This window comes from Polynucleobacter sp. MG-6-Vaara-E2 (assembly GCF_018687695.1).
GTDB lineage: Bacteria > Pseudomonadota > Gammaproteobacteria > Burkholderiales > Burkholderiaceae > Polynucleobacter.
The window spans coordinates 716,699-743,332 of the sequence record NZ_CP061303.1 but is presented as its reverse complement, the minus strand read 5'-3'; the positions used below and the strand labels follow the sequence as shown (position 1 = coordinate 743,332).

Below are 26,634 nucleotides of genomic sequence, written 5' to 3'. Positions count from 1 at the left end.
TTATCTTGCGAGATTGAATATGAACTTGAGCGCGAATACCAAACCTAACCAAGCCGAAGTGGTTTACGTGGTAGATGATGACGAAGCGGTACGTGACTCCCTCACTTGGTTATTGGAGAGCAATGGTTATGTAGTCCGTTGTCACGCCAGTGCCGAGCGCTTCTTGCAATCTCTGCAAAGCACAGATAAATCCACTATCTCCTGCGCAATTCTCGATGTACGTATGCCTGGAATGTCTGGCCTTGAATTGCAAGAGCGCTTAATTAGTGAAAATTTACCAATGCCAGTTGCCTTCATTACAGGTCACGGCGATGTATCCATGGCAGTCTCCACCATGAAACGTGGTGCAGTAGATTTCATTGAAAAACCTTTCAAAGAAAATGATCTGTGCGGCTTAGTAGATCGCATGCTTGCCAAGGCCCGCATTGATTACTCACAAGCTAGCCAACGCAAGATTACCCAAAGCTTATTGAGCAAATTGACTGGTCGTGAACGTCAAGTGCTTGAGCGCATTGTTGCTGGTCGCCTGAATAAACAGATCGCTGATGATCTTGGCATTTCCATTAAGACTGTTGAAGCGCACCGCGCCAATATTATGGAAAAGCTCAACGTCAATACCGTTGCCGACCTTCTTCGTCTTGCACTGTCTGATCCACAGCCTAATTAATCCTATTGATATTAACCTGCAATGCCCGCTCAATTACTCGACGGAAACGCCCTCTCTAAGAAGCTACGCGCAGAAATTGCTGCCCGCGGTGCGATTGTTACTGCTAAAGGGGTTCGCCCGGGTTTAGCAGTCATCGTAGTTGGCGATAACCCTGCAAGTGCTGTATACGTGCGCAACAAAGTGAAAGCTTGCGAAGATGTTGGCTTTCATTCGGTGTTAGAGCGTTACTCTGCTGAATTGGCTGAAGAAGAATTGCTTGCTCGCATTGCCACCTTAAATGCTGATCCAGCGATCCACGGCATCTTAGTGCAACTCCCTTTGCCGGAGCACATTGCTTCTGAGCGAGTACTCGAAGCAATCGCACCAGAAAAAGATGTTGATGGATTTCACGTAGCGAATGCTGGCGCTCTAATGGTTGGTCAACCAGAATTCAAACCCTGCACTCCTTATGGATGCATGAAGATTTTAGAAAGCATTGATTACCCGATTCGAGGTGCTCGCGCAGTCATTGTTGGCGCCTCCAATATTGTGGGCAAGCCTATGGCCATGTTGTTATTGCAGGCAGGCGCTACTGTGACAATCTGTAATAGCAAGACTCGCGACTTGGCTCACCACACAAAAGATGCTGATATCTTAGTTGTAGCAACCGGCAAACCTAAAATGGTTTCTGGCGATATGGTCAAAAACGGGGCGGTAGTGATTGACGTTGGTATTAACCGCCTCCCCGATGGCAAGCTGTGTGGTGATGTGGATTTTGACACCGCCAAATATGTAGCTGGCTGGATTACCCCAGTTCCAGGCGGTGTTGGACCAATGACAATAACCATGCTTTTAATGAATACTTTGGAAGCAGCTGAAAAAGCAGCCAAGCTGTAGATCCATTAAGCTAGAGGGATGAATACATCCCCCTCCTCGAACTTACACAATTTACCCCCTGCCTTGCAGAATAACCCTCTGCTGACCTTTGGACGCGGAATCGCTGCTTACCCTGAGGTAAAGCCTGAGCACATCACCCCTGCGATTCAGTTTTTACTAAAGCATGCACAAGAAGCAGTTGATGTTGCTACCGACTCTAAAACACCTTCAACCTGGAATGCGCTTGCAGAGCCTTTAGAAGATGCAACTGAAGCCTTGGGTCGATCATGGGGTGTTATCTCCCATCTTAATAGTGTTGCCGATACTCCTGAGTTGCGAGCTGCTTACGGCGCCATGCTCCCAGAAGTCACTGCATTCTTTTCGAGCTTGGGACAAAACCTAGCGCTCTATCAAAAGTTCAAAGAGCTCAGTAAGAGTTCCGAGTTTGCAACACTCAATCGTGCACAGAAAAAAGTGATTGAGAACTCTTTGAGAGATTTTCGTCTAGGCGGCGCTGAATTAAGCGATGCAGACAAACCACGCTTTTCAGAGATTCAAGATGAGCAAGCCATTTTAGGCAAGGCATTTTCCGATCATGTGCTCGATGCTACCGATAGTTTTGTGCACTTAGTGACTAATGAAGCGGATCTTCAAGGGTTACCAGACGATGTCAAGGCTGCAGCCGCAGACACTGCCCAGCAAAAGGGTTTGCAAGGCTGGGCTTTCACCCTGCACTTCCCTTCATACTATCCAGTCATGCAGTATTGCGAGAATCGGGCATTGCGTCGCCTGATGTACGAAGCCTATGTAACCCGCTCATCTGAGCTCGGGCCTGAATACGCCAAAGGCAATATTGCTTGGGATAACACCCGCAATATGCTTGATCAACTGAGATTGCGTGACGAAGAAGCTCGCATGCTTGGGTTTGCAAACTTTGCCGCCTTAAGCTTGGCACCAAAGATGGCTAATACCGTTGACGAAGTCGACCTCTTCCTCACGAATTTTGCAAATAAAGCAAAACCATTTGCCCAGCGTGATTGGGATGAGTTATGTCAGTTTGCAAAAAACGAACTGGGTCTTACTGATGGTGTGCAACCATGGGATACCGCATTCGCTGCGGAGCGCCTAAAACAAGAGCGTTATTCTTTTTCGGAGAATGAACTCAAGCAGTACTTCCCATTACCCAAAGTATTGGATGGTTTGTTTGGGGTAATTCAAACGCTGTTTGGCGTCAAGATTGAAGCTGCCAACCTGCCTACTTGGCATGCGGATGTGCAGTCCTTTGCCGTTAAGGACCTTGCTGGAAAATTACGGGCCTACTTCTATTTAGATCCTTATGCTCGTCCTGGCAAGCGCGGTGGTGCCTGGATGGATGATGCTCGTGGACGCCGAGTACTACCTAATGGAGAAATTCAGATTCCGGTTGCTTATCTCGTATGTAACTTTGCACCTCCAGTGAAAGTTGATGGCGTTTTACGTCAACCCACGATTACCCACGATGATGTCATTACCCTCTTCCATGAGAGCGGTCATGGATTGCATCATCTTTTAACGCAAGTCGGTGCCTTAGGCGTTTCAGGAATCAATGGTGTTGAGTGGGATGCTGTGGAGTTACCGAGTCAGTTCATGGAGAACTTCTGCTGGGAATGGGAAGTATTAGAAAAAATGACGGCTCATGTTGATACTGGCAAGCCTTTGCCACGCGAACTTTTTGACAAGATTTTGGCGGCCAAGAATTTCCAGAACGGTCTCATGACCCTACGGCAAATTGTGATGTCTCTTACTGATTGGCGCTTGCACTCCCACTTTGATGCAAAAAATGCTCAAGGACAAGCAGTACTGGAGCTATCGAGAAAAATTGCCAATGACTACAACGTCATTCCACAGCCGGAGATTTCACGCTGGATCAACACTTTCAGTCATATTTTTGCTGGCGGTTATGCTGCAGGCTATTACAGCTATAAATGGGCTGAGGTTTTATCCGCTGATGCCTATGCTGCTTTTGAAGAGGCAGCAAAGCTTACGGGTTCCATACTTGATGCTAAGACTGGCACTCGCTATCGAGAAGAAATTTTAGAAGTAGGAGGCAGCCGACCTGCTGCCGAATCCTTTAAAGCCTTTAGAGGGAGGGAGCCGAGTATTGACGCACTCTTGCGCCATGGTGGTCTAGCTTAAAAGTGAGATACTCTTCGTAGAAGTAAAAAAGCCCATCATTGTTGATGGGCTTTTTATTATTTTATAAATTGTTTTTTCTGTTGCCAATGATCAGAATTAACTTGGTAACTGAGATGCTTGCTGACAATTATTAGTTGCTCCCTTACCTGCCAGGCGATCTTTAATCCATGCACGATACAAAGGTGCAGAAGCTCCAGGGGTGGTGAAGTGCGACTGGTCTCCAGGTAATTCCACTCGGCTTATATTGCCGCCTAACTTACACATTTGCTCTTGGTAAAGCTTGCCCATGATTGGTGGGTTGGTAGTGTCCTTATTGCCCCAATAGATCACCACTGGTGCAACTGGCTTAACCGGGTTTACGCTACCCTTGACCATCGCCTTAGTCCACTCCAAAGGATTGGTTATCTGATCCTTGAGAAGTGTCTTGTATTGAGTGCCGAAGTTGAAATTGAGCGTATCAGCGACAGCGTGCATACATTTATTGCGAATCACTTCATCAAGGGCCTTTGCACCATCAGCTGTAAAGATATCAGTCAGCTTGAGATTAGGATTGCCTGCCCTAACACCCCACATGCTCATTGCCATGTGCGAGAAATCAAATACATTGCCAGTAAACATTTTGATAATGCCACTCAATGACTTTTGCGCCGATGCTTCATCGCTTGTAGAGTTGGGCATCATGATGGCAATATCGTCTGGAGCCAAGGCCACTGCACCAATAAGCTCAATACCATCTGCGATAGTCCCTTTTTTAGAAAGGTAGTCAGGCATGCTAGCTGCCGCCAACACCGCGCCACCACCTTGAGACCAGCCATAAATTATTGCCTTCTTACCGGCACCAGTTTCTGTCATGGAACTTGCTGCTCTTGCAGAATCAATCATATCCATCCCATTGGTCGCAGCTAAAGCATATTGATGTTCACCGCCACCACCTAAGCCTTGGTAGTCGGTAGCAACAATGACATAACCCTCTTTAATGAACTCTTCAATACTTGGGATTCCATAATCTGTCCAAGAGTTGCCGCCAATTAAGAAATATTCATTCAAGGGAGATACGGGATTAAGCACTTGTGAAGGACCGCAATTTTGAGCGGCTCCTGTGGTTCCGTGCGCCCAAGCCATAATCGGGCGCCCTTCCTTAGGCGCAGCACCAATTGGGGCAACCACCAAACCCGTCACCAGGTGCTTACGTCCGCCAATATCAGAGGAGATGTAGGCAATCTTCCAAGCTTGCGCACCCTTGATGGAAGTTTGGATTTTTTCCTTCTTCAGAACTTGTCCTAACTTACCACTAGGACTCAACTTGATGACATCCTCATAGAACGGTGGAACTGGAGGATCGGCATATACCGTTGAAGAAAGTAATCCCAAAAAAGTACTGATAGCTATGGCGGTTAATGATGTTTTCATGGATGTCATCTGTATTAAGTGGCAATACGTATAACTATACTCAAAACATTTTGGAGTAAGGCTATCTCCTACTCAATCTTAGGATTGGATGCTTGGCTCGATCCAGGCTGGATGTTTTTCCATCACCGCTTGAAATAACGCAGACTCAAGATGATGCTTAAGCCATTTCTGTGTTGTCGGCAATGGCAACTTTGCAAACTCTTCAGGATTAACCATGGAGAATTGCCTGATAAATGGAAAGATGGCGACATCAACCCAGGTAATCTGATTACCCAATAAGAATTGACTGGAACTTAACGCTGACTCAATGGGCTTGAGCATCAATTCCATCGCGGCATTGAGAACATCATCCTGTTTGAGCTCAGGATGACGATTGGGATACTTGTATTGATCCAGAAGCTTTTTAAATGGGCCATCGTTTATCTCAATCCAGTCTCTTGCCAAACTCTCGTCAGCATTCTTCCAGCCATTGGGGTCAGACTGAGTCAATGCCCATTGCATGATGTCTAGGCTTTGGTCAATCACTTGATCGCCTAAGCAGAGAACGGGAACAGTACCTTTGGGGGAAGCCAAAAGCATTGCCTTTGGTTTATCTCGTAATGCAATCTCGCGATGCTCAACTGCAATCCCAGCGTACTTTAACGCCATACGCGCTCTCATCGCATAAGGACATCTTCGATAAGAATACAAAATGGGCATCATGGATGCACGCTCAACTGGGTTTAACTTAAGATTTTTGAATCGTTGCAATTACCGGAGCATGATCTGACGGTTGCTCCCATGTTCTTGGCTCTTTATCGACCTTGCTTGCTGCACACTTTACCTTAAGGGCATCACTTAGCAAGATGTGATCGATCCGCATACCAGCGTTTCTTCTAAAGCCCATCATGCGGTAATCCCACCAGCTGAAGGTTTTAGGGGCTTGCTCAAACATTCTGAAGGAATCACTCATGCCCAGCTTAAGCAAATCTTGGAAGGCGTTTCTTTCAGGTGGCGATACCAGATTTTGTCCTTCCCAAGCTTTGGGATCGTGTACATCTTGATCTTCTGGTGCAATATTAAAGTCGCCTAACAGTGCTAAACGTTGGTTTTGCTCTAACTCGGCCGTTAGCCAAGTTTGCAATGAATTTAACCAGTTGAGTTTGTAAACAAACTTATCGCTATCAGGTGACTGCCCATTGGGGAAGTATGCTGAGACTAAGCGAATAGGCTGCATGCCGGCAAAAGGAATCGTCGCAGCTAAGATGCGCTGCTGCTCGTCTTCAAAATTGGGAATATTTCTGGTGGGCTTTAAAAAAGTGGTGGCTGCATCTGATGCAATCGAAGCTAAAGCGGCTTTGCGCACAATGATAGCAACACCGTTGTAAGTCTTTTGTCCAGCAGCCAGACTCAAATAGCCTGCTGCCTCCAGTTCTGCGTGGGGATACTTATCATCAGTGAGCTTGAGCTCTTGCAAGCAAAGCCCATCGATGGGTTCTTTCTTGTTTTCTTGATCTTGCAACCAACGAAGTACGTGTGGAAGGCGAACTTTTAAGGAATTCACATTCCACGCCGCAATTCGGATTGAATCAGTCATCTATCCCCAGTTCCTGCAATTTTCTTGTAATCGTATTACGTCCAATGCCAAGGCGTTGAGCCGCCTCTACTCGGCGACCACGCGTTACCTCTAGCGCAGCTTGCAATACAGCCTTCTCAAAGCGTGAGCATAGAGCATCGTAAACTTCTTTGTCACCATCTTGTAGCATTTTGACTGCTAAGCGACCAAGACCACTTTCCCAATCGCCCGCATTTGCCTTAAGGGAAATAGGAGTAATTGGCGATGATTCACCTTGTAGAACGGTAGGATGCTCGCTCGCCTGAGAAACTATATCAGCAGGAAGATCGCTCACACCAATAATATTTGCTGGTGTCATGACCGTTAACCAGTGGCAAAGATTCTCAAGCTGACGCACATTACCCGGGAATGGCATAGCGCTCATCTCTTTAAGTACTTCATCAGAAAGCTTCTTTGGCTCCACACCTAATGCCTTTGCGCAACTAAGCATGAAGTGTTTTGCCAGTATAGGAATATCTTCGCTACGTTCACGCAATGAAGGCATACGCAAACGAATCACATTTAAGCGGTGCATTAAATCTTCGCGGAAGAAACCAGCGGCAACCCGTTGCTCTAGGTTCTGATGCGTAGAAGCAATGATGCGCACATTGACCTTAATCGGGTCTTGACCGCCGATGCGATAAAAATGGCCATCAGTCAAAACACGCAGCAAACGCGTTTGCAATTCAAATGGCAAATCCCCAATCTCGCCTAAAAAGAGTGTACCGCCATCCGCTTGCTCAAAGCGTCCACGACGCAGTGTTTGTGCCCCTGGAAAAGCGCCACGCTCATGACCAAATAATTCAGACTCTAGTAAATCTTTTGGGACTGCAGAGGTGCTAAGCGATACAAATGGGCCCTTTGCTCTTGGGCTGTGTTTATGCAATGCATGGGCTACCAACTCCTTACCGGCGCCAGACTCACCAGTAATGAGCACGGTTGAATGAGATTGGGCCAAGCGGCCAATTGCACGAAAGATTTCTTGCATCGCTGGGGCTTGACCAATAATCTCAGTCGACTCTTGTCTTAAAGCAGCCAACTCCTTATTGCCAGACTCGCTCCGAATTCCCTGCTCTACAGCACGACGAATGAGCTCAACCACTTTCTCTACGTCAAAAGGTTTAGTGAGGTACTCAAAGGCACCACCCTGAAATGAAGCAACTGCAGAATCCAAATCCGAGAAAGCGGTCATGATGATGACCGGTAGATTTGGATGACTCACTTTTACATGCTGCAACAAATCCAAACCATTACCACGTGGCATGCGAATATCAGAGATCAATACTTGGGGAGTCTCTTTTTCTAATGCATTCAGAACATCGTTGGGATTGGAAAAACTCTTGTGAGGAATATTCTCTCGAGCCAAGGCTTTCTCTAAAACCCAACGAATAGATTGATCATCGTCGACGATCCAGATTGGTTTCATGATGTTTTCTCCTGCCTACGATATGGAATTTGTATATGAAAATCGGTACGACCAGGGCGACTCTCACAAGCAATGAAGCCCTGGTGTTGCTGAACAAAGGTTTGCGCCAAAGTCAGGCCTAAGCCACTACCCCCTTCTCGCCCAGAAACCAAGGGGAAGAAGATGCGCTCAATAATTTCTTTTGGAATACCTGGGCCGTTATCAATCACATGCAAATCCATCGCCAACTTGTAGCGATTCTTAGCAATCGTGACTGAACGGGCAACTCGGGTTTTTAATTCAATTTGTGCGATGCCCTGATCAATCTCTTCAGAAAGTGCCTGGGCTGCGTTGTGAACAATATTGAGTACTGCTTGTATTAGCTGCTCACGATCACCCATCACATCAGGCAAGCTCGTGTCGTAATTACGAATGATGCGCAAACCCTTAGGAAACTCTGCTAATACCAAACTGCGCACACGCTCCAGTGCCTCATGCACATTAAACGACTCCATCACATGCGCTTTGCGGTGTGGCGCTAATAGGCGATCAACTAGAGTCTGTAAACGATCGGACTCTTTAATAATGACCTGCGTATATTCACGCAAGCCTTTTTCAGGTAATTCAAATTCTAATAGCTGAGCTGCCCCACGAATACCACCCAATGGGTTTTTAATCTCGTGCGCTAAATTACGCATCAATTGTTTATTGGCTTCGACTTGTTGCGTCACGCGTTCATCGCGTTCACTACGCAACTGTTGATCAATCGGAAACCATTCCATCATGATTAAAGCAGGGTCTTCGAATGCGGCCAAAACCACGTGCGCTGGAATAGAGTCTTGATGAATGCTACCGGGCAAGGAATGTAAGACCATTTCTTGGCGTTGCGCTGATACATGACCATGTTTAATTTCTGAAATCATGGTCTTTAAGGCTTTATTATCGCCAAATAAATCGTGCACAGTCTGACCCTCAAGTGATTTACGTGAGAGATCCAACGCTGACTCAGCAGCTGGATTCACATAAACCAATTGTTGGTTCTCAGCCTCAAATACCACGATGGCATTGGGCATCTGATCGAGCAATGTCGGAAAAAAAGGAGCAGCCGAAGCTGCTCCCTTGAACGAATTGCGCAACAAACCTGCGCTCAAGTTCTCTCCTTCGCTTACAGGGAGTAGTACATATCAAATTCGATAGGATGGGTAGTCATACGGAAACGTGTGACATCATCCATCTTCAAATTGATATATGCATCAATCATGGACTGAGTGAATACACCACCGCGAGTCAAGAACTCATGATCTTTCTCGAGTGCAGCCAATGCTTCTTCCAAGCTTGCACAAACGGTTGGGATCTTTGCATCTTCTTCTGGTGGCAAGTCATACAAGTTCTTATCAGCAGCATCGCCAGGATGAATCTTGTTCTGAACACCATCCAAACCAGCCATCAACAAGGCAGAGAATGCCAAGTATGGGTTGGCCAACGGGTCTGGGAAACGAGTTTCAATACGACGACCCTTAGGACTAGATACGTGCGGAATACGAATAGAAGCAGAACGGTTACGTGCTGAGTAAGCAAGCTTCACTGGAGCCTCAAAGCCTGGAACCAAACGCTTGTATGAGTTTGTACCTGGGTTGGTAATCGCGTTCAATGCCTTAGCGTGCTTGATGATACCGCCGATGTAGTAGAGAGCGAACTCTGACAAACCAGCATAACCATTACCAGCAAATAAGTTCTCGCCGTTCTTCCAAACAGATTGGTGAACGTGCATACCTGAACCGTTATCGCCAACAACTGGCTTAGGCATAAAGGTTGCTGTCTTGCCATAGGCGTGTGCAACGTTTTGGATTACATACTTCTGCCAGATAGTCCAGTCAGCGCGTTGCACCAATGTGCTGAACTTAGTACCCAATTCGTTTTGGCCTTGACCAGCAACTTCATGGTGATGAACTTCAACTGGAATGCCTAATGATTCGAGAATCAAGCACATTTCAGAGCGCATATCCTGGAATGTATCAACTGGTGCAACTGGGAAATAACCACCCTTCTTTCCTGGACGGTGACCAGTGTTGCCACCCTCGATTTCATTACCAGATGACCATGGAGCTTCTTCGGAATCAATCTTCACGAAGCAACCCTGCATGTCGGCACCCCAACGAACGCCATCAAAAATAAAGAATTCTGGCTCAGGGCCAAAGTAAGCAGCATCACCTAGGCCAGTGCTCTTTAAGTAAGCTTCAGCGCGTTTAGCAATAGAACGTGGATCGCGGTCGTAACCTTTGCCATCTGCTGGCTCAATAACGTCGCAGGTGAGAACCAAGGTTGGCTCTTCATAGAATGGATCGATGTAAGCAGCTGTTGGATCTGGTTTAAGCAACATGTCAGAAGCTTCAATACCTTTCCAACCAGCAATAGATGAACCGTCAAATGCATGACCATCCTCAAACTTACTTTCATCAAATGCAGAAATAGGAACAGACACATGCTGCTCTTTACCCTTTGTATCCACAAAGCGGAAATCAACGAAAGTACATTCTTTCTCTTTAACTAACTTCATCACATCAGCGACGGTCTTCGTCATGCAAATCTCCTCTATTAACTAAAACTCGGAATTCAAACTTAAGGCATACACCCTTGTTCATTCCAGGCATTCAACATGCCTAACGGATGTAAGTAATTTACTGAAGCAAACAATGGGGAATAGCCATTATTGCACTAATTAAGTGCTCAATTACTCCCTATTTAACCTATAAATAGATGATTTGCACCGTTTTAGTGCAATTGGGCCTTAGCTAATATCGTGGATCTCATAGCCCAGCTCCTGCGTGCCCGTTCTTAGGGCAATCCAAGCACTTTCTAGCAGATTTGCGTTACCTTTAATACCAAGTTCGATATGTCTTTGGGCATATACGCCACCCTTACCGGTGTCCCCCACTGAAGGCAAACTAAAGACCTTAACCCCAGGGAAATTAGCCTCAATACGCTCCATTAAGGGGGTCAAAGTTGACTCAATGCCTTTAGGCACGATAAAACTTTGCTCAGCCCAGTTCTCTTGATGAAAGAGATCTTTGTAATGCGTATCTAAACACCACGCCATCATCGGTGCAGCCATGACTGGAAAGCCAGGAACGAAGTGATGCTCTTTAATCCGAAAGCCAGGGATTTGGTTATAAGGATTCGGAATGATTTCGCTGCCAATCGGAAACTCACCCATCTTGAAACGATGCTGATTCTCTGGAGTGCTTAGATCCGCTTTAATCGGATCGCCCTCAGCCATTGATTGAATACGCCCTGCAATCAGTTCTTGTGCAGTAGGATGCAATTGCGTTTTAGTTCCCAGTGCCAATGCTGCGCACTGACGTGTGTGGTCATCAGGAGTTGCGCCAATACCGCCCGTACTAAATACAACATCACCACTAACAAAACTCGCTTTTAAGGTTGCGGTAATTTGCTCCGGGTCATCAGCAACATACTTTGCCCATGACAGACTCAAGCCCCGCTCATTGAGTAGCTCAATGAGTTTACTCATATGTTTATCTTGACGACGACCCGATAGGATTTCATCGCCAATCACAATTAATCCAAATCGCCGTGTAGCAGCGGCAGTTGATGGTGTATCAACTTCAACTTTTTTCACTGCATCAACCAATTCATTGGCCATGATAAGGAAGCTCCGGATCTACCACGCGTGTTTCAACTGTTAAGGATTTTTCTAACTCTTCTTGTCTGAGTGTTTGCAAGGCATCTAATAGGAAATGACTAAACCAAAGCGCTGCGAACACAAAGATTAAAGAATAAATCCAAAGTGCCACGAAGCTCACAATAGGAAACAACACCAGAGCTAACGCAGAGGTAGCCCAAAAGAATGTTGGTACCGCTCCGAGCATGCCCGAGATAACGCCCATCGTAAGCAATGGCCAGCGATATTTCTCAAGCAGGATATCGCGCTCCTGACTGCTTGCATGTTTTGCTAATACGTCATACGACATGAGTCGCATAGTTAGCCAACCCCATAGCAAGGGAGGCAACACTGCAACCAGTGGTGGAACCCACCACACCGGCAAAGTAAGCATCACTAATGCTAAACAAATCAGCGCTGACCATAGTGTGTAAATCAGACTGCCAATGAAACCGCCGCCCTGCTTACATTCCAAGCCATGATAGGCGGATTGCCGAGCCACAATATTAACGATGTACGGCACGGTAGAAAAAGCAATAAATACTAATAGACTAATCGTGATCAAAGGAATAATCAGCATCACAAAAAAGAGAGGCGCGATCCACGCTCGGGCATTTTCAAAGCCGGCCCAAACAAGTCCTTCCTGAATCCAACTTGTAAACATGGAGGTTGTGAGAAAAATACTCAAGGCCTCAAGTGCTGGGGTCCAGGTGAGCCAGATGAGGCAACCCCATAAAACGGAGACGATTAAAAATGGTCGCAAGCTTAACCACAGCATGCGAGGATGCATCGTTCCTACCAGCGCAAGTCCAAACGATTTAAATACTTGCTGCAATCCGACCATATAACTCCTATGACATACCTTGAGTATGCTTACTTAGGCAATAACTCTTTGAACGCGTGAACTAAGCCCTGCCACTGCTGAGTGATGACGTTTTGAGAAACATTCAAGTTGCGCACGCCTGTGGGATAAACCGCCTTGGGGAAGATTGCTGTCTTAAAAACCATATCCCACCATGGAAATAAGATGCCAAAATTACATCCACCCAATACCCCTGGCTTGCCAATCGCCTCATGACCATAACCTACTGCATGGTGCATACGGTGATACATCGGGGAAATGAGAAGATAACGTGCTGACCCTAAATGCACTTTGATGTTGGAGTGCTGCCAACTTTGAATAAATTGACTTAATGCAACCAGCGCAATGAATTGCCCTGGCGAAACACCAAACAAAAGTGCGAAAAATGCCATCACTACCGCACGCATGATGTCATCCAAAAAATGATTGCGATTATCTGACCATGCAGTCATGACAGTTTGACTGTGATGCAAGGCATGCAACTGCCACCACCAGTTAAAGGCATGCGATGCGCGATGGTAGAGGTAATCAACGAAATCAAGTAAGACTAGGTAGCATAAAAAACTGACCCAAGGAATCGTTGTTACTCCAGGCCACCAACCCTCAACATTCAAACGATCAAAGCGAAAATCATGCAAGATTGAATCGATTTCAAAGAAAAATCCTGATAGTGCAATAAAGATTAGACCGTGAAAGATGCCCAAGCGATGAAACAAGGTGTAGAAAATATCGGCTTTGCTTGAAGTTGATAAGCGCTCTTGTGGCTCAGCTGGATTAAAACGTTCCCAAGTCCGCAACACCAAAATAATCAATGCAATTTGAATACAGCCAAACAAAAACCAATCGACCCCATCAAAGGCATCCTCTGCCCAAGACATCAAATCCAATTGATACAGCGCTGGCCCAACAATATTTGAGAAAAGCCATTCCTGAGCACTGCCGTAAGCATTTGCGATTGCCGAGGTGATTGAGCTTAAGTCCATGCTCTATTTTGACTGATCTACAGAATTTTTGTGCTCAGTGGGCAATAAACCGAAACAAAAGCCTCGCTGCTTCAAATTTACGATCAATTGCTCTAGCACCGCAGGTGCCCAAGGATCTTTTCTGGACCAAATGCCAAGGTGCGCCATCGTGATGTCGCCGTCTTTAATATCTCGAGTAGCTTTTTCTAATAGCAAGTGATTGGGGTGCTTGTCAGAATTAAGTTCATCCCCCAAAAATCCTGCAGGAGCCCAGCCAATATGTTGATAGCCACACATGTCCCCGATCCGAATTAAGGTTGGAGAAGTTTTGCCACCTGGTGCACGCCAGATTTTTTGTAAGGGTTGATTGGTCATCTCCTGAAAGCGCTGATCCACCCGGCGAATCTCTTTGCACATAGTCGCTTCGTTATATAGAAGGGTTTCGCCCGCCTTGGTACCAAACTGTGGCTTCTCAAACACCTGTCCCTTAGGGGCATCTTTTACAAAATAGTCATGGTCGTAGGTATGACTACCAAAGTGATGACCTTCTTTGGCAAGTTGCTGCCAAAAGGGTTTCCAAGATTCATCTAAAGCAAAATCTCCGCGAAAGGTTTTTTCATTTGCTAGAAAGAAAGTAGCTTTAACGTCTTGTCGCTTTAAGATTTCAGCAACCTTATTAGCAACGGACATGTTGCCCGTATCAAAAGTGAGATATACCGTCTTATTGCAACTAGCAGTTTGTGCATTAGCGCTCAATGAAAAACAGCCGAACAAGAGTGCGGCTGCTAGACGGGTAATCAGATTGCGCTTCATTGATGATTGGCATGAATAAGGCTAAGCCATTACTCCCATGAGGCTCTTGGATAAAAGAAGACACCATGCGGAGATTTACCAACTGGGATCACGGTGACTAGTTTCATCGTCGGAATATCAATCACACCCACTTTTTTAGCAAAACGGAAAGTCACCCACATCGTCTTACCATCGGGGGTAATTTCCATATCGTCAGGACCTGAAGGTAAACCAGTGATATCGCCCACCTTCTCTAAGGTTTGCATATTAATTAGGCTAATACTGGAAGCAATACGATTACTGACAAATACATGCTTCTTATCACCCAAAGGGCGGAAGTTGTGTGCCCCCTTGCCTGTAAAGATACGCTTCACTTCTTTGCGATTCTTCCAATCAATGACTTGAACGTTATCTTCACCAGTAATACCAACCAAAAGATATTGATCGCCCGGCGTCATCCACAGGCCTGCTGGAACTTTTCCTGTAGGCATCACCCATAATACTTTTTGAGTTTCTAAATCAATCGCAGCTAACTCACTCGAGTCTTGCAAAGTGATAAAAGCAATTTTGCTATCCGAAGTAAATGCAATGTGACTTGGGGTCTTCGCCAACTTCACCGTCTTAGCCAATTTCAAATCGGCGCCATTGGCAGAATATATATCTACGCGATCTAAACGATTGCCGTTAGCCACAAACCATTTGTGATTGGGAGAATAGCCAACCTGATATGGATCAATAATATTTGGTACACGACCCGTGATTTCACCACTCACTGGATTCATGAGTACGACGTCATTACCTGCTGCGTTAGCAATCAATAACGTTTTTTCATCTGGCGTCATCATCAAGTGATGAGGCTCTTTGCCAACAGGAACCGTTTTCACCACTTGGCGAGTTTGCATATCAATCAAGCTGACAGATGCTTGACCTGAATTGAGAATCACTGCTAATTTGGGCTGGGCTGGAGCTGCCGGAGCTTGAGCTAAGGCTTGATGTGTTATTGAGACAAAACCGACTGAAAGGGCAATAGTGCAAAAAGCTCTAATCTTGGTAAATTTATACATAACCACATTGTAAGCAATGCTGAGGGCTTGGCTGAACTCTAAATGCCCACTATTTAGCGGTGGATTTGACTTAGCGCAAGCTAGCCAAAACTTTTTCTAAACGCTTTAAGGACATTGGGGTTGGGGTTTTAAGCTCTTGGGCATATAAAGCCACCCTCAACTCTTCTAATTGCCAACGAAAATCGATCAAGGCTTGATCGTCGGTCATGGCGTAATTAGCACCCTTGCTGCCTTGCGTTAGCTTTTGCCAGGGCCTAGCTACAGACTCCCAGTCCTTTTGACATTGGGCATCCCGAGATGGATTGGACCGCATCTTATCGATCCGCATTGCAATCGCCTTTAAGTAGCGCGGTAGATGAACCAATTGGGCATAGGGAATATCTGCCACAAATTTAGGAAAAATCAGCCCTTGTACTTGCGATTGAATATCTGCATAAGCACTGGGGGATGCTGCTTTGGCTTGCGCCATCTTCTTTTGCAAATCAGCATAGGCCTGTAATGCGGCTAAGGCATGGCGTGATATTTCTTGGGCAATTAGTGCCAATCTGGGTTTACCTGCTTGCATCCGCTCAGTAAATTGTTCTGCGTTGTTTGGTAATGGTTCATTTAAGAAAGCACGCTCTATCGATAGGTTGAGTATCTGATCAATTAAACTTTCAACGGAACCCACATTAATAAAGAGCAAACCCAATTCCCGAATCCCAGGTAATTGTTTTTGTAATGCTTTGAGTGTGTCTTTATTGCCCAATGCAAATAAACGGCGCAAACCTTGCGCATGCTGCTTGCGGGCTTCTAGCAAATCATCAAACACCTCAAGATCGCAATAATCACCGCGGTCAATTAAAGCTGGGTAACCGAACAAGGTCTTATTCCCTTTTTGAATCTCTAAAGTTTCTGGTAGCTCGCCAAACTCCCAAGTGCAATAGCCGCTCTGCTCCACCCGTCTAGCCTGATCTGACTTACCAGCGCTATTGGACTTAGTAATCGCCTGCGTGCTGGGCTCAATTCCGAGTTCTGCTTGGGCTACTTCCTGAGCAACCGCTTGAAAAGCATCGCGAGCTGTCTGGCCGTATTCAGAGCGCAGTCGGGTTAAGTTACGCTCGACTTCTAATTGACGCCCATGCTCATCAATCAAACGAAAGTTCATAGATGAGTGCAAAGGCAAGGCTTCGGGCCTGAAATCCGTTCGTTTGATTTCTAGTCCACGTTCTTTGCGAATGTCCTCTATTAAGCTATCTAAAAAATCTCCGACACCAAATTGATTGGAATCGAGCTTTCGCTCTAAATAGGATTTGGCGTAATCAGGCAATGGCACACAATGGCGCCGTAGCTTCTGTGGCAAGGTTTTTAGTAAGAGCAGAATCTTCTCTTCGCACATCCCTGGCACAAGCCATTCACAACGACGACCATCAACTTGATTGAGTTGTGCCAGAGGAATTACCAGAGTGACACCATCCTTGGGGCTGCCTGGTTCAAAGTGATAGGTGAGATTGAGCTCTGCACCCCCTACCTTCATGACTTTCGGATAGCGGTCTACGGTAATTCCTGCAGCCTCATGGCGCATGAGGTCAGCCTTTTCCAAGCGAAGCTGAGCATCAAGATCTGGGGTCTTTTTGAGATGAGCCTTAAGGCCTTCTCGATTACAAACACCTTTGGGAATGCGCGACTCATAGAAAGCAAAAAGCAAATCATCATCCACCAATACATCTGGGCGACGTGAACGATGCTCTAATGCTTCGATTTCTTTAATCAGACGACGGTTATGCCAAAAGAAACCGAACGTACCAGAATATTTTTTCTTGGCATCAGCTTCAGTCTCGCGTTGAAGTGCTGGGGTGTCCATGCGCCCAAACATTTCTTCTTGCACCAGCGCCTGTCGAATGAATAACTCGCGGGCTTCTTCTGGATTGTGCGGCTCATAACGCACGCGGCGCCCGTGATAAATCGGCAAACCATATAGAGTGCCACGCTCAAAGACCAATACCTCGCCTTGGCGGTTGTCCCAAAAGGGGTCACTCAAAGACTTGATCAGACGATGGCCGGCAACTTTCTCAACCCATTGCGGTTCGATCTTAGCAATCGTGCGAGCATACATGCGGCTTGTCTCTTGCAACTCACCCGCCAAGATCCACGCGCCTCCTTTTTTGCCAATGGTCGAGCCTGGCCAGATAAAAGGGCGAATACCGCGAGCACCCACATAACCGCCCGTCTTGCTATTGCGATCCTGCGATTTTTCATCCTCTTCTTTTTTAGCAACGTAACCCAATAAGCCATTGAGCAATGACAAATGCACCTGCTCATAAGTTGCTGGGCTAGCATTTTCTTTCCAGCCCTTTTCACCTAACATGGTGTGGAGTTGTCCATGAACATCACGCCATTCACGCAAACGCCTTGGTGATAAAAATTTACTGCGGCAAAGATTTTCTAACTGACGATTGCTATGTTTATGTTGCAGGGCATCTTGGTACCAATTCCACAGCTTTACAAAGCTAAGGAACTCAGAACGTTCATCGGCAAACTGCAAATGTGCTTGGTCTGCAGCAGCCCCTTGATCCATTGGTCGTTCACGCGGATCTTGAGTAGCTAAGGCTGAAGCAATAATAGTGACTTCTTTTAATGCATTCTGTTCTTTAGCGGTTAATAGCATTCGGCCGATACGAGGATCAAGCGGAAGATCAGCAAGCTGCTTACCGATCTGGGTGAGCTTGAAACTATTGTTGATGTCTTTGCCATCACCAGCTTGCGCTTCATCAAACTCAATTGCCCCCAACTCATCCAGTAACTGCACACCATCGGCAATTGCCCTGCCCAATGGCTTATCAATAAATGGGAAATGCTGAATTTTGGATAAGCGTAATGAGCTCATGCGCAGTAAGACTGCCGCTAATGAGCTACGCAGAATTTCTGGATCAGTAAATTTAGGGCGGCTTTGATAGTCCTGCTCGCTATAAAGCCGCACACAGATACCATCTGAGACACGTCCGCAACGCCCCGCCCGTTGATTGGCGGCCGCTTGCGAGATTGGCTCAATCTGGAGTTGTTCCACCTTGTTACGATAGGAATAGCGCTTTACTCTTGCTAGGCCACTATCAATTACATAGCGAATGTTAGGAACCGTTAAGGAAGTCTCAGCAACGTTGGTGGTCAAAATAATGCGACGACCGTTTCCAGGAGAAAAGACACGTTCTTGTTCTGCTACTGATTGACGTGCAAAGAGACTTAATACTTCCGGATGAAAGCGTTGTTGCAGTACGTGATCTTTTCGTAACGCTTCTGCGCAATCCCGTATCTCGCGCTCACCAGGCAAAAAGACTAGAACATCTCCCGCCCCACTTGTACCTTCGCGCCAGACCTTAGCGATTTCTTCTGCAACTGCATCGGGAATTTCTTTGGCAGTCTTTGATTCTTTTTTGCCGTCAGGCTTGGTGTCTGGCTCTAGCGGTGAATAGCGCTGCTCTACCGGAAATAATCTGCCACTCACTTCAATGACCGGGGCAACTTTGCCATTCATCGCAAAGTGCTCAGCAAAGCGCTGAGCATCAATCGTCGCAGACGTAATAATGAGCTTGAGGTCAGGTCGCTTAGGCAGTAACTGTCTTAAGTACCCCAATAAGAAATCAATATTCAGACTGCGTTCGTGTGCTTCGTCAATGATGAGCGTGTCATAAGCCTTGAGCTGAGGGTCCCTCTGAGTCTCTGCCAACAAGATGCCGTCCGTCATCAACTTAATGGAGGCGGTATGACTGGTCTTATCTGCAAAGCGCACCTGATAGCCCACATCTTGGCCAATTGGTGAACCTAGTTCTTGGGCGATGCGCTTAGCAGTTGCTGTGGCTGCAATACGTCGTGGCTGAGTATGGCCAATGAGCTTGCCACCATTGATCGTGCCCCGCCCTAGGTCCAAACAAATCTTGGGTAGCTGGGTAGTCTTACCTGAGCCAGTCTCACCGCACACAATCACCACCTGGTGGCTCTGCAAGGCATCCTTGATTAACTGACGCTGACCAGAGACGGGTAATTCTTCCGGAAAGCGGATATCAAGCCGGCGTCCGGTGTTGGAAGCAGGCACAGGCTTAGTGATTGGTTTGGGTTTTTGTTGGTTTATGAGCTCTTGCACCCTATAATTTTCTCACTATGCCGACAAATGCACCAAACCAGGCGCCAAGCGCTGAAGAATCTACCTCCAACTTCCCCTTTGTAGGGTGGTTGCGCGATGTTGCGCCCTATATTCATAGCTTCCGCGAAAAGACCTTTGTTATCGCCTTTGCTGGTGAACTCGTTCAAGAAATCGGCCTTGAGAACCTCATCGAAGATATTGCGATGTTGCATGCCATGGGCATGCGGATTGTTTTAGTCCACGGTATTCGTCCGCAGATTGAAGAACAACTCATGCTGCGCAAGATTAAGAGCAAGTTTGGTAAAAGTGCAATGCACAGCTATCGGATTACCGATGCGGCCGCTCTGGAGTGTGTTAAAGAAGCTGCTGGTGAATTGCGTCTGGATATCGAAGCAGCATTTAGCCGCGGCCTTCCAAACACGCCAATGGCGGGTTCTCGTATCTCAGTGATTTCAGGAAACTTTATTACTGCAATGCCGGTAGGTGTTGTTGAAGGTGTTGACTATATTCATACCGGTTTAGTACGTAAGGTTGACTCCACCTCCATTAAGTTATCGCTTGACAGCAATAAAATTGTTTTACTTTCTCCTTTAGGCTTCTCGCCAACAGGCCAGGCATTTAACTTAGCTTACGAAGATGTAGCAGCCTCTACTGCGGTCGCTCTTAAAGCCGACAAGCTGATTTTCTTAAGTCCTTACGAGGGCTTACATGATGCTGAGGGTGACCTCATTACTGAACTTTCTATGCCGCAGCTGCAAGAGTACGTTGCACTGAATAAAGATCTTGATCTGGGCATGAAGGGCTTGCTCAACATTGCTGGCAAAGCCATTCGCGCTGGCGTGAGCCGAGTTCACTTCTTGCCATGCAATCAAGATGGCGCCCTATTAGAAGAACTCTTTACCCACGATGGCATTGGCATGATGTTGGCGTCTTCCGATATTGAGAATCTACGCGAAGCCAATCAAGATGATGTGGGCGGCATATTGCAACTCACGATGCCGCTGGAAGAAGAAGGTATTTTGGCCGCTCGCGGGCAAGACGTGATTGAGCGTGATATTCAGCGCTTTTCCGTGATTGAGCATGACCGTGTTCTATTCGGTTGCGCCGCCCTCTTCCCGTTCCCCAATGGTGTTGGTGAATTAGCCTGTCTCGCGGTAGACCCAGATGTTCAAGGGTCTGGTGACGGCGAGCGTTTGCTCAAACGTGTTGAGATGAGAGCCAAGCAAGAAGGCATCAAAAAATTATTTGTCCTCACTACTAGAACTGAGCACTGGTTCCTCAAGCGCGGCTTTAAGCGGGCTACAGTGGATGACTTGCCGGAAGAAAGAAAGCAAATTTACAACTGGGACCGCAAGTCCATGGTGTTAACCAAAGATCTTTAAGAAATATCAGCAATATTAGAAAGGCATTACAGATGGCACGGATGGTTCAATGCATCAAACTCAATAAAGAAGCAGAAGGCATGGATTTCGCTCCGCTTCCTGGTGAATTGGGCAAAAAGATTTGGAATCAAGTTTCTAAAGAGGCTTGGGCTGCTTGGTTAAAGCAACAAACTATGTTGATTAACGAAAACCGCCTCAATATGGCCGATCCTCGTGCTCGCCAATACCTGTTAAAGCAAGTTGAAAAGTACTTCTTTGAAGGCGGCGCTGATATGGCGCAAGGCTACGTACCGCCAGCCGAATAAACCGATGGGGATGCCCCGTCGGTTTTTTATTTGTCTTTATTTTTAAATTACTTTTTAGAGTGCTATGCGACTGACGCCAGAAGCATTACTCACCAGCAAGATATTGGCTTTTTCTTTAGCAAATAATCCAACGGTAATCACACCGGCGATTTGATTGATCTGAGATTCCATTTTGCTGGGGTCGGTAATTTGTAAGCCTGCTACATCCAAGATCCAACCACCGTTATCAGTTACAAACGGCTCACTTGGAGTTTGATCGAGATCTGCACGAGTGTTCTTTGCCAAACGCAAAGTGACTTTGCCGCCAAACTTTTCGAGCTCTCTACACACTACCCCTTTAGCAAGCGGAATGATTTCTACAGGAAGTGCGAAGTTGCCAAGTACGGACACCTGTTTAGAAGAGTCGCAAATACAAATGAATTGCTTGGCCATGGAGGCGATGATTTTTTCCCGAGTCAGCGCACCGCCCCCACCTTTTATCATATGACCGGCAGGATCAATTTCATCAGCACCATCAACATAGGCCGGCAGACTGAGGACATCATTGGGGTCAAGCACCTTAAAGCCATGCTTGAGCAATCGCTCGGTGGTGGCATTCGAGCTAGAAACCGTTCCCGCAAAATGATCTTTATGAGGGGCCAAGGCATCTATAAAGCAGTTGGCAGTAGAACCAGTGCCAACCCCCAGGATTTGCCCAGCAGGCAGTTTCAATACCTCGTCGCGAGCTGCCTCGCCTACCAGTTGCTTGAGTTGATCCTGATTCATATCTATGCTAAACGCCCTTATATCTTTTATAAAACTACGTAGTCAATGCATCTATCATATGATATTCATAAGCAACTCACTATAGAAACTTCTCAATCAGAGTCATCCAACTATGAACAGCGCGTCCTCAGCCTCCAGTCAACTAGAGCAACTCAAGAAACTGACCACGGTCGTTGCCGACACTGGTGATTTTGAGCGTATGCAGGCCTTTCAACCTCAGGATGCTACGACCAACCCCTCCCTCATTCTCAAAGCTGCTCAGCAAAGTAATTATCAGTCTCTGGTGAACTCAGTAAAAGCTGCTCACCCAGGAATGAGCCCCACTGAATTAGTGGATTACATCTTGGTCGCTTTTGGCCTAGAAATTTTAAAGATTGTTCCTGGTCGCGTTTCGACTGAAGTCGACGCCCGATTATCTTTTGATACCCAAGCTACAGTTGCCAAGGCGAAACACTTGATTAGCTTGTATGAGTCTCATGACATTGACCGCAAGCGCATCCTAATTAAATTAGCTGGTACCTGGGAAGGCATTGCCGCAGCAAAACAATTAGAGGCAGAAGGAATTCATTGCAATATGACCCTACTCTTCTCGCTTGTGCAAGCAGCTGCATGTGGTGCTGCAAATGCAAAATTGATTTCTCCATTCGTCGGGCGGATTACGGATTGGTACAAGGCCAAATTAGGCGCCAATTGGAGCGATGTCAATAATGGTGGAGCCAATGATCCAGGCGTAACTTCAGTCAAACGCATCTTTCACTATTACAAGCACTTTAGGATTGCTACAGAGATTATGGGTGCGAGCTTTCGCAACACTAGTCAGATTCTTGAACTCGCTGGTTGCGACCTGCTTACCATTAGCCCAGAGCTATTGGCTGATTTAAGTGCGGCTACTGGAGTGGTTAACAAAAAATTGGATTCTGCTAATGCCAAAGCAGCTTTGAGTGCTGAGAATATTGTGCAGCTCAAGTTAGATGAGTCAAGCTTTAGATTGCAACTGAATAATGATGCGATGGCAACAGAAAAGCTAGCAGAAGGGATTCGCAATTTCTGCATCGATACAGAAAAGTTAGAGATGCTACTAGCCAAGTAATTGGCTAGCATTCACAGCGCTTACTTCTTAGCAGTATTGATTCCGAGCATGCTATACGCTCCGCAATAACCAAGTACTCCGGTTAAAAAAGACGCAATTCCGATCCAAGCCCACGGGCCTGTGATTCCAAACCCAGCCAAACCCATCAGGGTGACGCCAACCGTCATACGAAGAACGCGATCGGTGTGACCAACATTGCATTTCATAAAAGCCCCTTTTAGTGAATGACTCAATTCAGCTTAGGCTTATTTAGCAGTTTTAGCAAGACGCTGTCTTAGTGCCTCATAAAGACAGACGCCGCTCGCTACAGATACATTCAAACTCGAGACCACACCCTGCATTGGAATGCGTACAAGCTCATCACAAGTTTCTTTTGTTAGGCGACGCATACCCTCACCCTCAGCCCCCATGACGATGGCAATGGAGCCAGTGAGATCAATGTCATAAATTGATTTTGTAGCCTCATCATCCGTACCGATTAACCAAACACCTGCTTCCTGCATCTCTTTCATGCTACGAACGAGGTTGGTAACGGTAATCACTGGCATGACCTCAGAGGCTCCGCTAGATACTTTGCTCACTGTTGCGTTGATTGAGGCAGAGCGATCTTTCGGAATGACTACCGCGTCTACGCCTGCTCCATCGGCAACCCGTAGGCAGGCACCAAAATTATGAGGGTCAGTCACGCCGTCCAGAACCAAAAATAAAGGCTTCTCTTGGGCTCCTTCAACATCCTCAATCACTTCAGTGATGGTGCGAGCAATTGTCATTTTTTCAGCCAAAGCAACTACGCCTTGGTGACGATCATGACCAGTGAGTTTTTGTAGGCGCTCTGCATCAGCAGCATGCAAGCGTTCACCTAAAATCTCTTCAGCCTGCTTTAGAAAATCTCCCATGCGTCGATCGCGGCGGCTCGGATCAAAATAGACCGATTTCAGACTATCGGGGTCAACGCGTAAACGCGCTTGAACCGCATGAAATCCCACTAATATTTGTTTCATCTTTTACTTGATCTTTACTTGCTCATTATTGGGCGTTTACTTACGTCTAGCCTTGGTATTGCGTACTGGTGGTTTAGTGCCAGCAGGCTTACCAACAGATCGGCCAGGCTTATTCGCCTTTCCATTCTTACGGCTAGCCTTGCTCTTAGACTGGGTAGCACCCAAGGTGCCTGCAGACTTAGCCGCATTCACATTGATACCACTTGGCTTTTGAGGCACCTTATGAGCTGGACGACTCTTATTCGGAGCAGCCTTCTTATTTGGTCTACCAGTATCTGCAGCCAATAACAATTGACGGCGACTAGAAGATCCTCCGCCTTCAGCCCCACCACTTTTCACGAGACTAAATTCAATCTTACGTGCGTCTAAGTCAACGCGGCTAACTAAAACATGCATCCGATCGCCTAAGCGATAACGAATACCAGTGCGCTCGCCGCGTAATTCTTGGCGAGCCTCATCATATTGGAAGTAGTCACCACCTAATTCAGTAACGTGAACCATACCTTCAACAAAAAGATTCTCTAATTGAATGAACAATCCAAAATTCGCTACACCAGTGACTGTGCCGGCATATTCTTGGCCAAGATGGTCACGCATGTAATAGCACTTAAGCCATGCCTCTACATCACGTGATGCCTCATCAGCACGACGCTCATTCGAAGAGCAGTGAACACCCAACTGACCCCAAATCGGCATCGCTGCATTTGCACCTTTTGGGGCCTTGGCGCCCTTAGCTAAACCTGCTTTGGCATCGCTTTGGGATTTCTTAGCATTAACGGCATTCTCTCTACCCTTACCCTTACGTGGCAATGTGAGATTAAGAGGTACTTTTGGCGGCAATACTGGAACGTAAGGCTTTTTCTGCAAGATTGACTTAATCACACGATGGGTCAACAAGTCTGGATAACGACGGATCGGACTCGTAAAGTGTGAGTAGGCTGGATACGCTAAACCAAAGTGACCCTCATTATCGGGCTGATACATCGCTTGCTGCATCGAGCGCAAAACAACCGATTGGAGCATATTGGCATCAGGTCGCTCTTTAATTTCGCGCATCAACTTTGCAAAGTCACGAGGTTTTGGTTTTTCTCCACCACCTAAAGACAGACCTGAGGTTCTTAATACTTGGCGCAGGGTAACAAGCTTCTCTTCAGAAGGCTCGCCATGCACACGATACAGACTTAATTGCTTGTTCTTTTCAATGAAGTCGGCAGCGCAGACGTTTGCTGTCAACATGCACTCTTCAATCAAGCGATGTGCATCATTTCGGAGACGTGGCTCAATTCGCAAAATCTTGCCAAGCTCATTGCTAATAATTTGGGTTTCAGTAGTTTCAAACTCGATAGCACCACGCTTCTCGCGAGCAGACAAGAGAATCTTGAATAAAGAATAGAGATTGGTTAATAGCGGACGAAATTGTGCAAAGCGCACTGCCTCAGGACCCTTACTATTCGAGAGAATTTCCCAAACGGTGTCATAGGTAAAGCGCTGTGCAGAATGCATGACCGCTGGATAAAACTGGTAAGCCAAAACCACTCCGTTGTTATCGACTACAGAGTCGCAAACCATACAGAGACGATCGACATTGGGGTTAAGCGAGCACAGACCATTGGAGATCTTCTCTGGCAACATCGGAATGACCCGTCTTGGGAAATACACTGAAGTTGCGCGTAGCAAGCCTTCATCGTCCAGGGGATGGCCCGGTTTTACATAGTGAGATACGTCAGCAATAGCCACGATCAGACGCCATGCCTTGGTCTTGCCGTACATGACTGGCTCGCAATAGACAGCATCATCAAAATCTCGAGCATCGGCACCATCAATCGTCACTAGCGGTATATCACGCAGATCTACGCGACCTTCCAAATCTTCTTGCTGAACCGAATCAGGTAAAGCCGCCGCCTCTTTCATAGCTGCAGTTGAGAACTCATGAGGTACGCCATACTTACGCACAGCGATTTCGATTTCCATGCCAGGATCATCAATCTCACCCAAGACCTCTACAACCCGCCCTACCGCTTGGCGATAGCTATCTGGGTAGTCAATAATCTCAACGCTAACGACTTGGCCTAACTTTGCCTGTCCTTGACCCTTTGGCGGAATCAAAATGTCATGGCCAATACGCTTATCTTCAGGCGCAACAATCAACACACCGCTCTCATTGAGAAGACGGCCAATGACGACTTTGTTAGCATGCAAAACGACCTCAACGATCTGACCCTCAGGGCGACCACGTCGATCGGCTCCTAATACTCTGACATTGACTCTATCGCCGTGCATGACGCGGGACATTTCTCTTTCAGAGAGAAAGATATCTTCACCACCATCATCAGGAATAACAAATCCAAATCCATCTCGATGTCCTTGAACCGTACCTAAACGATCCGCCTCGCGGGGCATCAAGTCTTTTGCTTTACGCATTTAATTCCTTCGGCAATACATGCCCTATCTATATATCTACTGATATCTATTTTTGTTATGAATAAGGCTACTGTATCAAACCATCAAG

General features: G+C 46.5%; 22 protein-coding genes. 6 read left to right on the top strand and 16 right to left on the bottom strand.

Annotated features, from left to right (window positions below; translation table 11 throughout):
- Window positions 1-19 precede the first annotated feature (19 nt).
- The 3 genes from ICV38_RS03920 to ICV38_RS03910 are packed head-to-tail and all read left to right on the top strand — an operon-like array spanning window position 20 to window position 3,697.
- The gene (locus ICV38_RS03920; RefSeq protein WP_215382435.1) at window positions 20-667 is read left to right on the top strand and encodes a response regulator transcription factor; all 648 of its coding nucleotides are present in this window, start codon (window positions 20-22) and stop codon (window positions 665-667) included.
- A 21-nt stretch (window positions 668-688) separates the two neighbouring features.
- Entirely contained in the window at window positions 689-1,543 is an 855-nt protein-coding gene (folD, locus tag ICV38_RS03915) for a bifunctional methylenetetrahydrofolate dehydrogenase/methenyltetrahydrofolate cyclohydrolase FolD (protein ID WP_215382434.1), read from the top strand.
- An 18-nt stretch (window positions 1,544-1,561) separates the two neighbouring features.
- Complete coding sequence (locus ICV38_RS03910) at window positions 1,562-3,697, top strand: M3 family metallopeptidase (protein WP_215382433.1); 2,136 nt, start codon at window positions 1,562-1,564, stop codon at window positions 3,695-3,697.
- A 96-nt stretch (window positions 3,698-3,793) separates the two neighbouring features.
- On the opposite strand, the gene ICV38_RS03905 is transcribed toward ICV38_RS03910, so the two are convergent.
- The 12 genes from ICV38_RS03905 to hrpA all read right to left on the bottom strand — a co-directional run bounded on the left by ICV38_RS03905 (window position 3,794) and on the right by hrpA (window position 19,582).
- Entirely contained in the window at window positions 3,794-5,107 is a 1,314-nt protein-coding gene (locus ICV38_RS03905) for a lipase family protein (RefSeq protein ID WP_215382432.1), read from the bottom strand.
- Between the two features lie 78 nt (window positions 5,108-5,185).
- The gene (locus ICV38_RS03900; RefSeq protein WP_251368228.1) at window positions 5,186-5,857 is read right to left on the bottom strand and encodes a glutathione S-transferase; all 672 of its coding nucleotides are present in this window, start codon (window positions 5,855-5,857) and stop codon (window positions 5,186-5,188) included.
- The gene (xth, locus tag ICV38_RS03895) at window positions 5,835-6,683 is read right to left on the bottom strand and encodes an exodeoxyribonuclease III (RefSeq protein ID WP_251368226.1); all 849 of its coding nucleotides are present in this window, start codon (window positions 6,681-6,683) and stop codon (window positions 5,835-5,837) included. The genes ICV38_RS03900 and xth overlap by 23 nt, the downstream gene beginning before the upstream one ends.
- Window positions 6,676-8,127, bottom strand: a complete 1,452-nt coding sequence (gene ntrC / locus ICV38_RS03890; protein ID WP_215382431.1) for a nitrogen regulation protein NR(I) — start codon at window positions 8,125-8,127, stop codon at window positions 6,676-6,678. Before ntrC ends, xth begins: the two co-directional genes overlap by 8 nt.
- Window positions 8,124-9,245 carry a nitrogen regulation protein NR(II) gene (gene glnL, locus ICV38_RS03885; protein ID WP_371819249.1) on the bottom strand — a complete coding sequence of 374 codons (1,122 nt, stop codon included), beginning with the start codon at window positions 9,243-9,245 and terminating at the stop codon, window positions 8,124-8,126. The genes ntrC and glnL overlap by 4 nt, the downstream gene beginning before the upstream one ends.
- Before the next feature lie 26 nt (window positions 9,246-9,271).
- Window positions 9,272-10,687, bottom strand: a complete 1,416-nt coding sequence (glnA, locus tag ICV38_RS03880; RefSeq protein WP_215382429.1) for a type I glutamate--ammonia ligase — start codon at window positions 10,685-10,687, stop codon at window positions 9,272-9,274.
- 207 nt (window positions 10,688-10,894) lie between these two features.
- Window positions 10,895-11,767, bottom strand: a complete 873-nt coding sequence (locus ICV38_RS03875; protein WP_256441298.1) for a molybdopterin-binding protein — start codon at window positions 11,765-11,767, stop codon at window positions 10,895-10,897.
- A complete protein-coding gene (locus ICV38_RS03870) occupies window positions 11,757-12,629 on the bottom strand; it encodes an EI24 domain-containing protein (protein WP_215382428.1) in 873 nt (290 codons plus the stop codon). Before ICV38_RS03870 ends, ICV38_RS03875 begins: the two co-directional genes overlap by 11 nt.
- Window positions 12,630-12,658: 29 nt before the next feature.
- Window positions 12,659-13,630, bottom strand: coding sequence for a sterol desaturase family protein (locus tag ICV38_RS03865; RefSeq protein WP_215382427.1), 972 nt, complete (start codon window positions 13,628-13,630; stop codon window positions 12,659-12,661).
- A gap of 3 nt (window positions 13,631-13,633) precedes the next feature.
- Window positions 13,634-14,422: a polysaccharide deacetylase family protein gene (locus tag ICV38_RS03860; RefSeq protein ID WP_215382426.1), complete on the bottom strand. Its 789-nt coding sequence runs from the start codon at window positions 14,420-14,422 to the stop codon at window positions 13,634-13,636.
- Between the two features lie 29 nt (window positions 14,423-14,451).
- Window positions 14,452-15,465, bottom strand: coding sequence for a cytochrome D1 domain-containing protein (locus ICV38_RS03855; RefSeq protein ID WP_215382425.1), 1,014 nt, complete (start codon window positions 15,463-15,465; stop codon window positions 14,452-14,454).
- A 70-nt stretch (window positions 15,466-15,535) separates the two neighbouring features.
- Window positions 15,536-19,582, bottom strand: coding sequence for an ATP-dependent RNA helicase HrpA (hrpA, locus tag ICV38_RS03850; protein ID WP_371819240.1), 4,047 nt, complete (start codon window positions 19,580-19,582; stop codon window positions 15,536-15,538).
- 17 nt (window positions 19,583-19,599) lie between these two features.
- Here hrpA and argA point away from each other — a divergent pair, with 17 nt between their 5' ends.
- The gene (gene argA / locus ICV38_RS03845; protein WP_215382424.1) at window positions 19,600-20,964 is read left to right on the top strand and encodes an amino-acid N-acetyltransferase; all 1,365 of its coding nucleotides are present in this window, start codon (window positions 19,600-19,602) and stop codon (window positions 20,962-20,964) included.
- A 32-nt stretch (window positions 20,965-20,996) separates the two neighbouring features.
- Window positions 20,997-21,269 (top strand): oxidative damage protection protein, encoded by a 273-nt coding sequence (locus ICV38_RS03840; protein ID WP_062308940.1) that lies wholly within the window; start codon window positions 20,997-20,999, stop codon window positions 21,267-21,269.
- A gap of 54 nt (window positions 21,270-21,323) precedes the next feature.
- Here the strand turns inward: ICV38_RS03840 and rpiA are convergent, their stop codons facing one another.
- Window positions 21,324-22,034, bottom strand: coding sequence for a ribose-5-phosphate isomerase RpiA (gene rpiA, locus ICV38_RS03835; RefSeq protein ID WP_215382423.1), 711 nt, complete (start codon window positions 22,032-22,034; stop codon window positions 21,324-21,326).
- A gap of 112 nt (window positions 22,035-22,146) precedes the next feature.
- On the opposite strand from rpiA, the gene tal reads away from it, so the two are divergent.
- Window positions 22,147-23,124, top strand: coding sequence for a transaldolase (gene tal / locus ICV38_RS03830; protein ID WP_215382422.1), 978 nt, complete (start codon window positions 22,147-22,149; stop codon window positions 23,122-23,124).
- A 20-nt stretch (window positions 23,125-23,144) separates the two neighbouring features.
- Here tal and ICV38_RS03825 read toward each other — a convergent pair whose 3' ends face one another.
- The 3 genes from ICV38_RS03825 to rnr are packed head-to-tail and all read right to left on the bottom strand — an operon-like array spanning window position 23,145 to window position 26,546.
- Complete coding sequence (locus tag ICV38_RS03825) at window positions 23,145-23,330, bottom strand: DUF2892 domain-containing protein (protein ID WP_215382421.1); 186 nt, start codon at window positions 23,328-23,330, stop codon at window positions 23,145-23,147.
- A 39-nt stretch (window positions 23,331-23,369) separates the two neighbouring features.
- Entirely contained in the window at window positions 23,370-24,125 is a 756-nt protein-coding gene (rlmB, locus tag ICV38_RS03820) for a 23S rRNA (guanosine(2251)-2'-O)-methyltransferase RlmB (protein WP_215382420.1), read from the bottom strand.
- Window positions 24,126-24,161: 36 nt separating this feature from the next.
- Window positions 24,162-26,546 (bottom strand): ribonuclease R, encoded by a 2,385-nt coding sequence (gene rnr / locus ICV38_RS03815; protein ID WP_215382419.1) that lies wholly within the window; start codon window positions 26,544-26,546, stop codon window positions 24,162-24,164.
- Window positions 26,547-26,634: the final 88 nt, after the last annotated feature.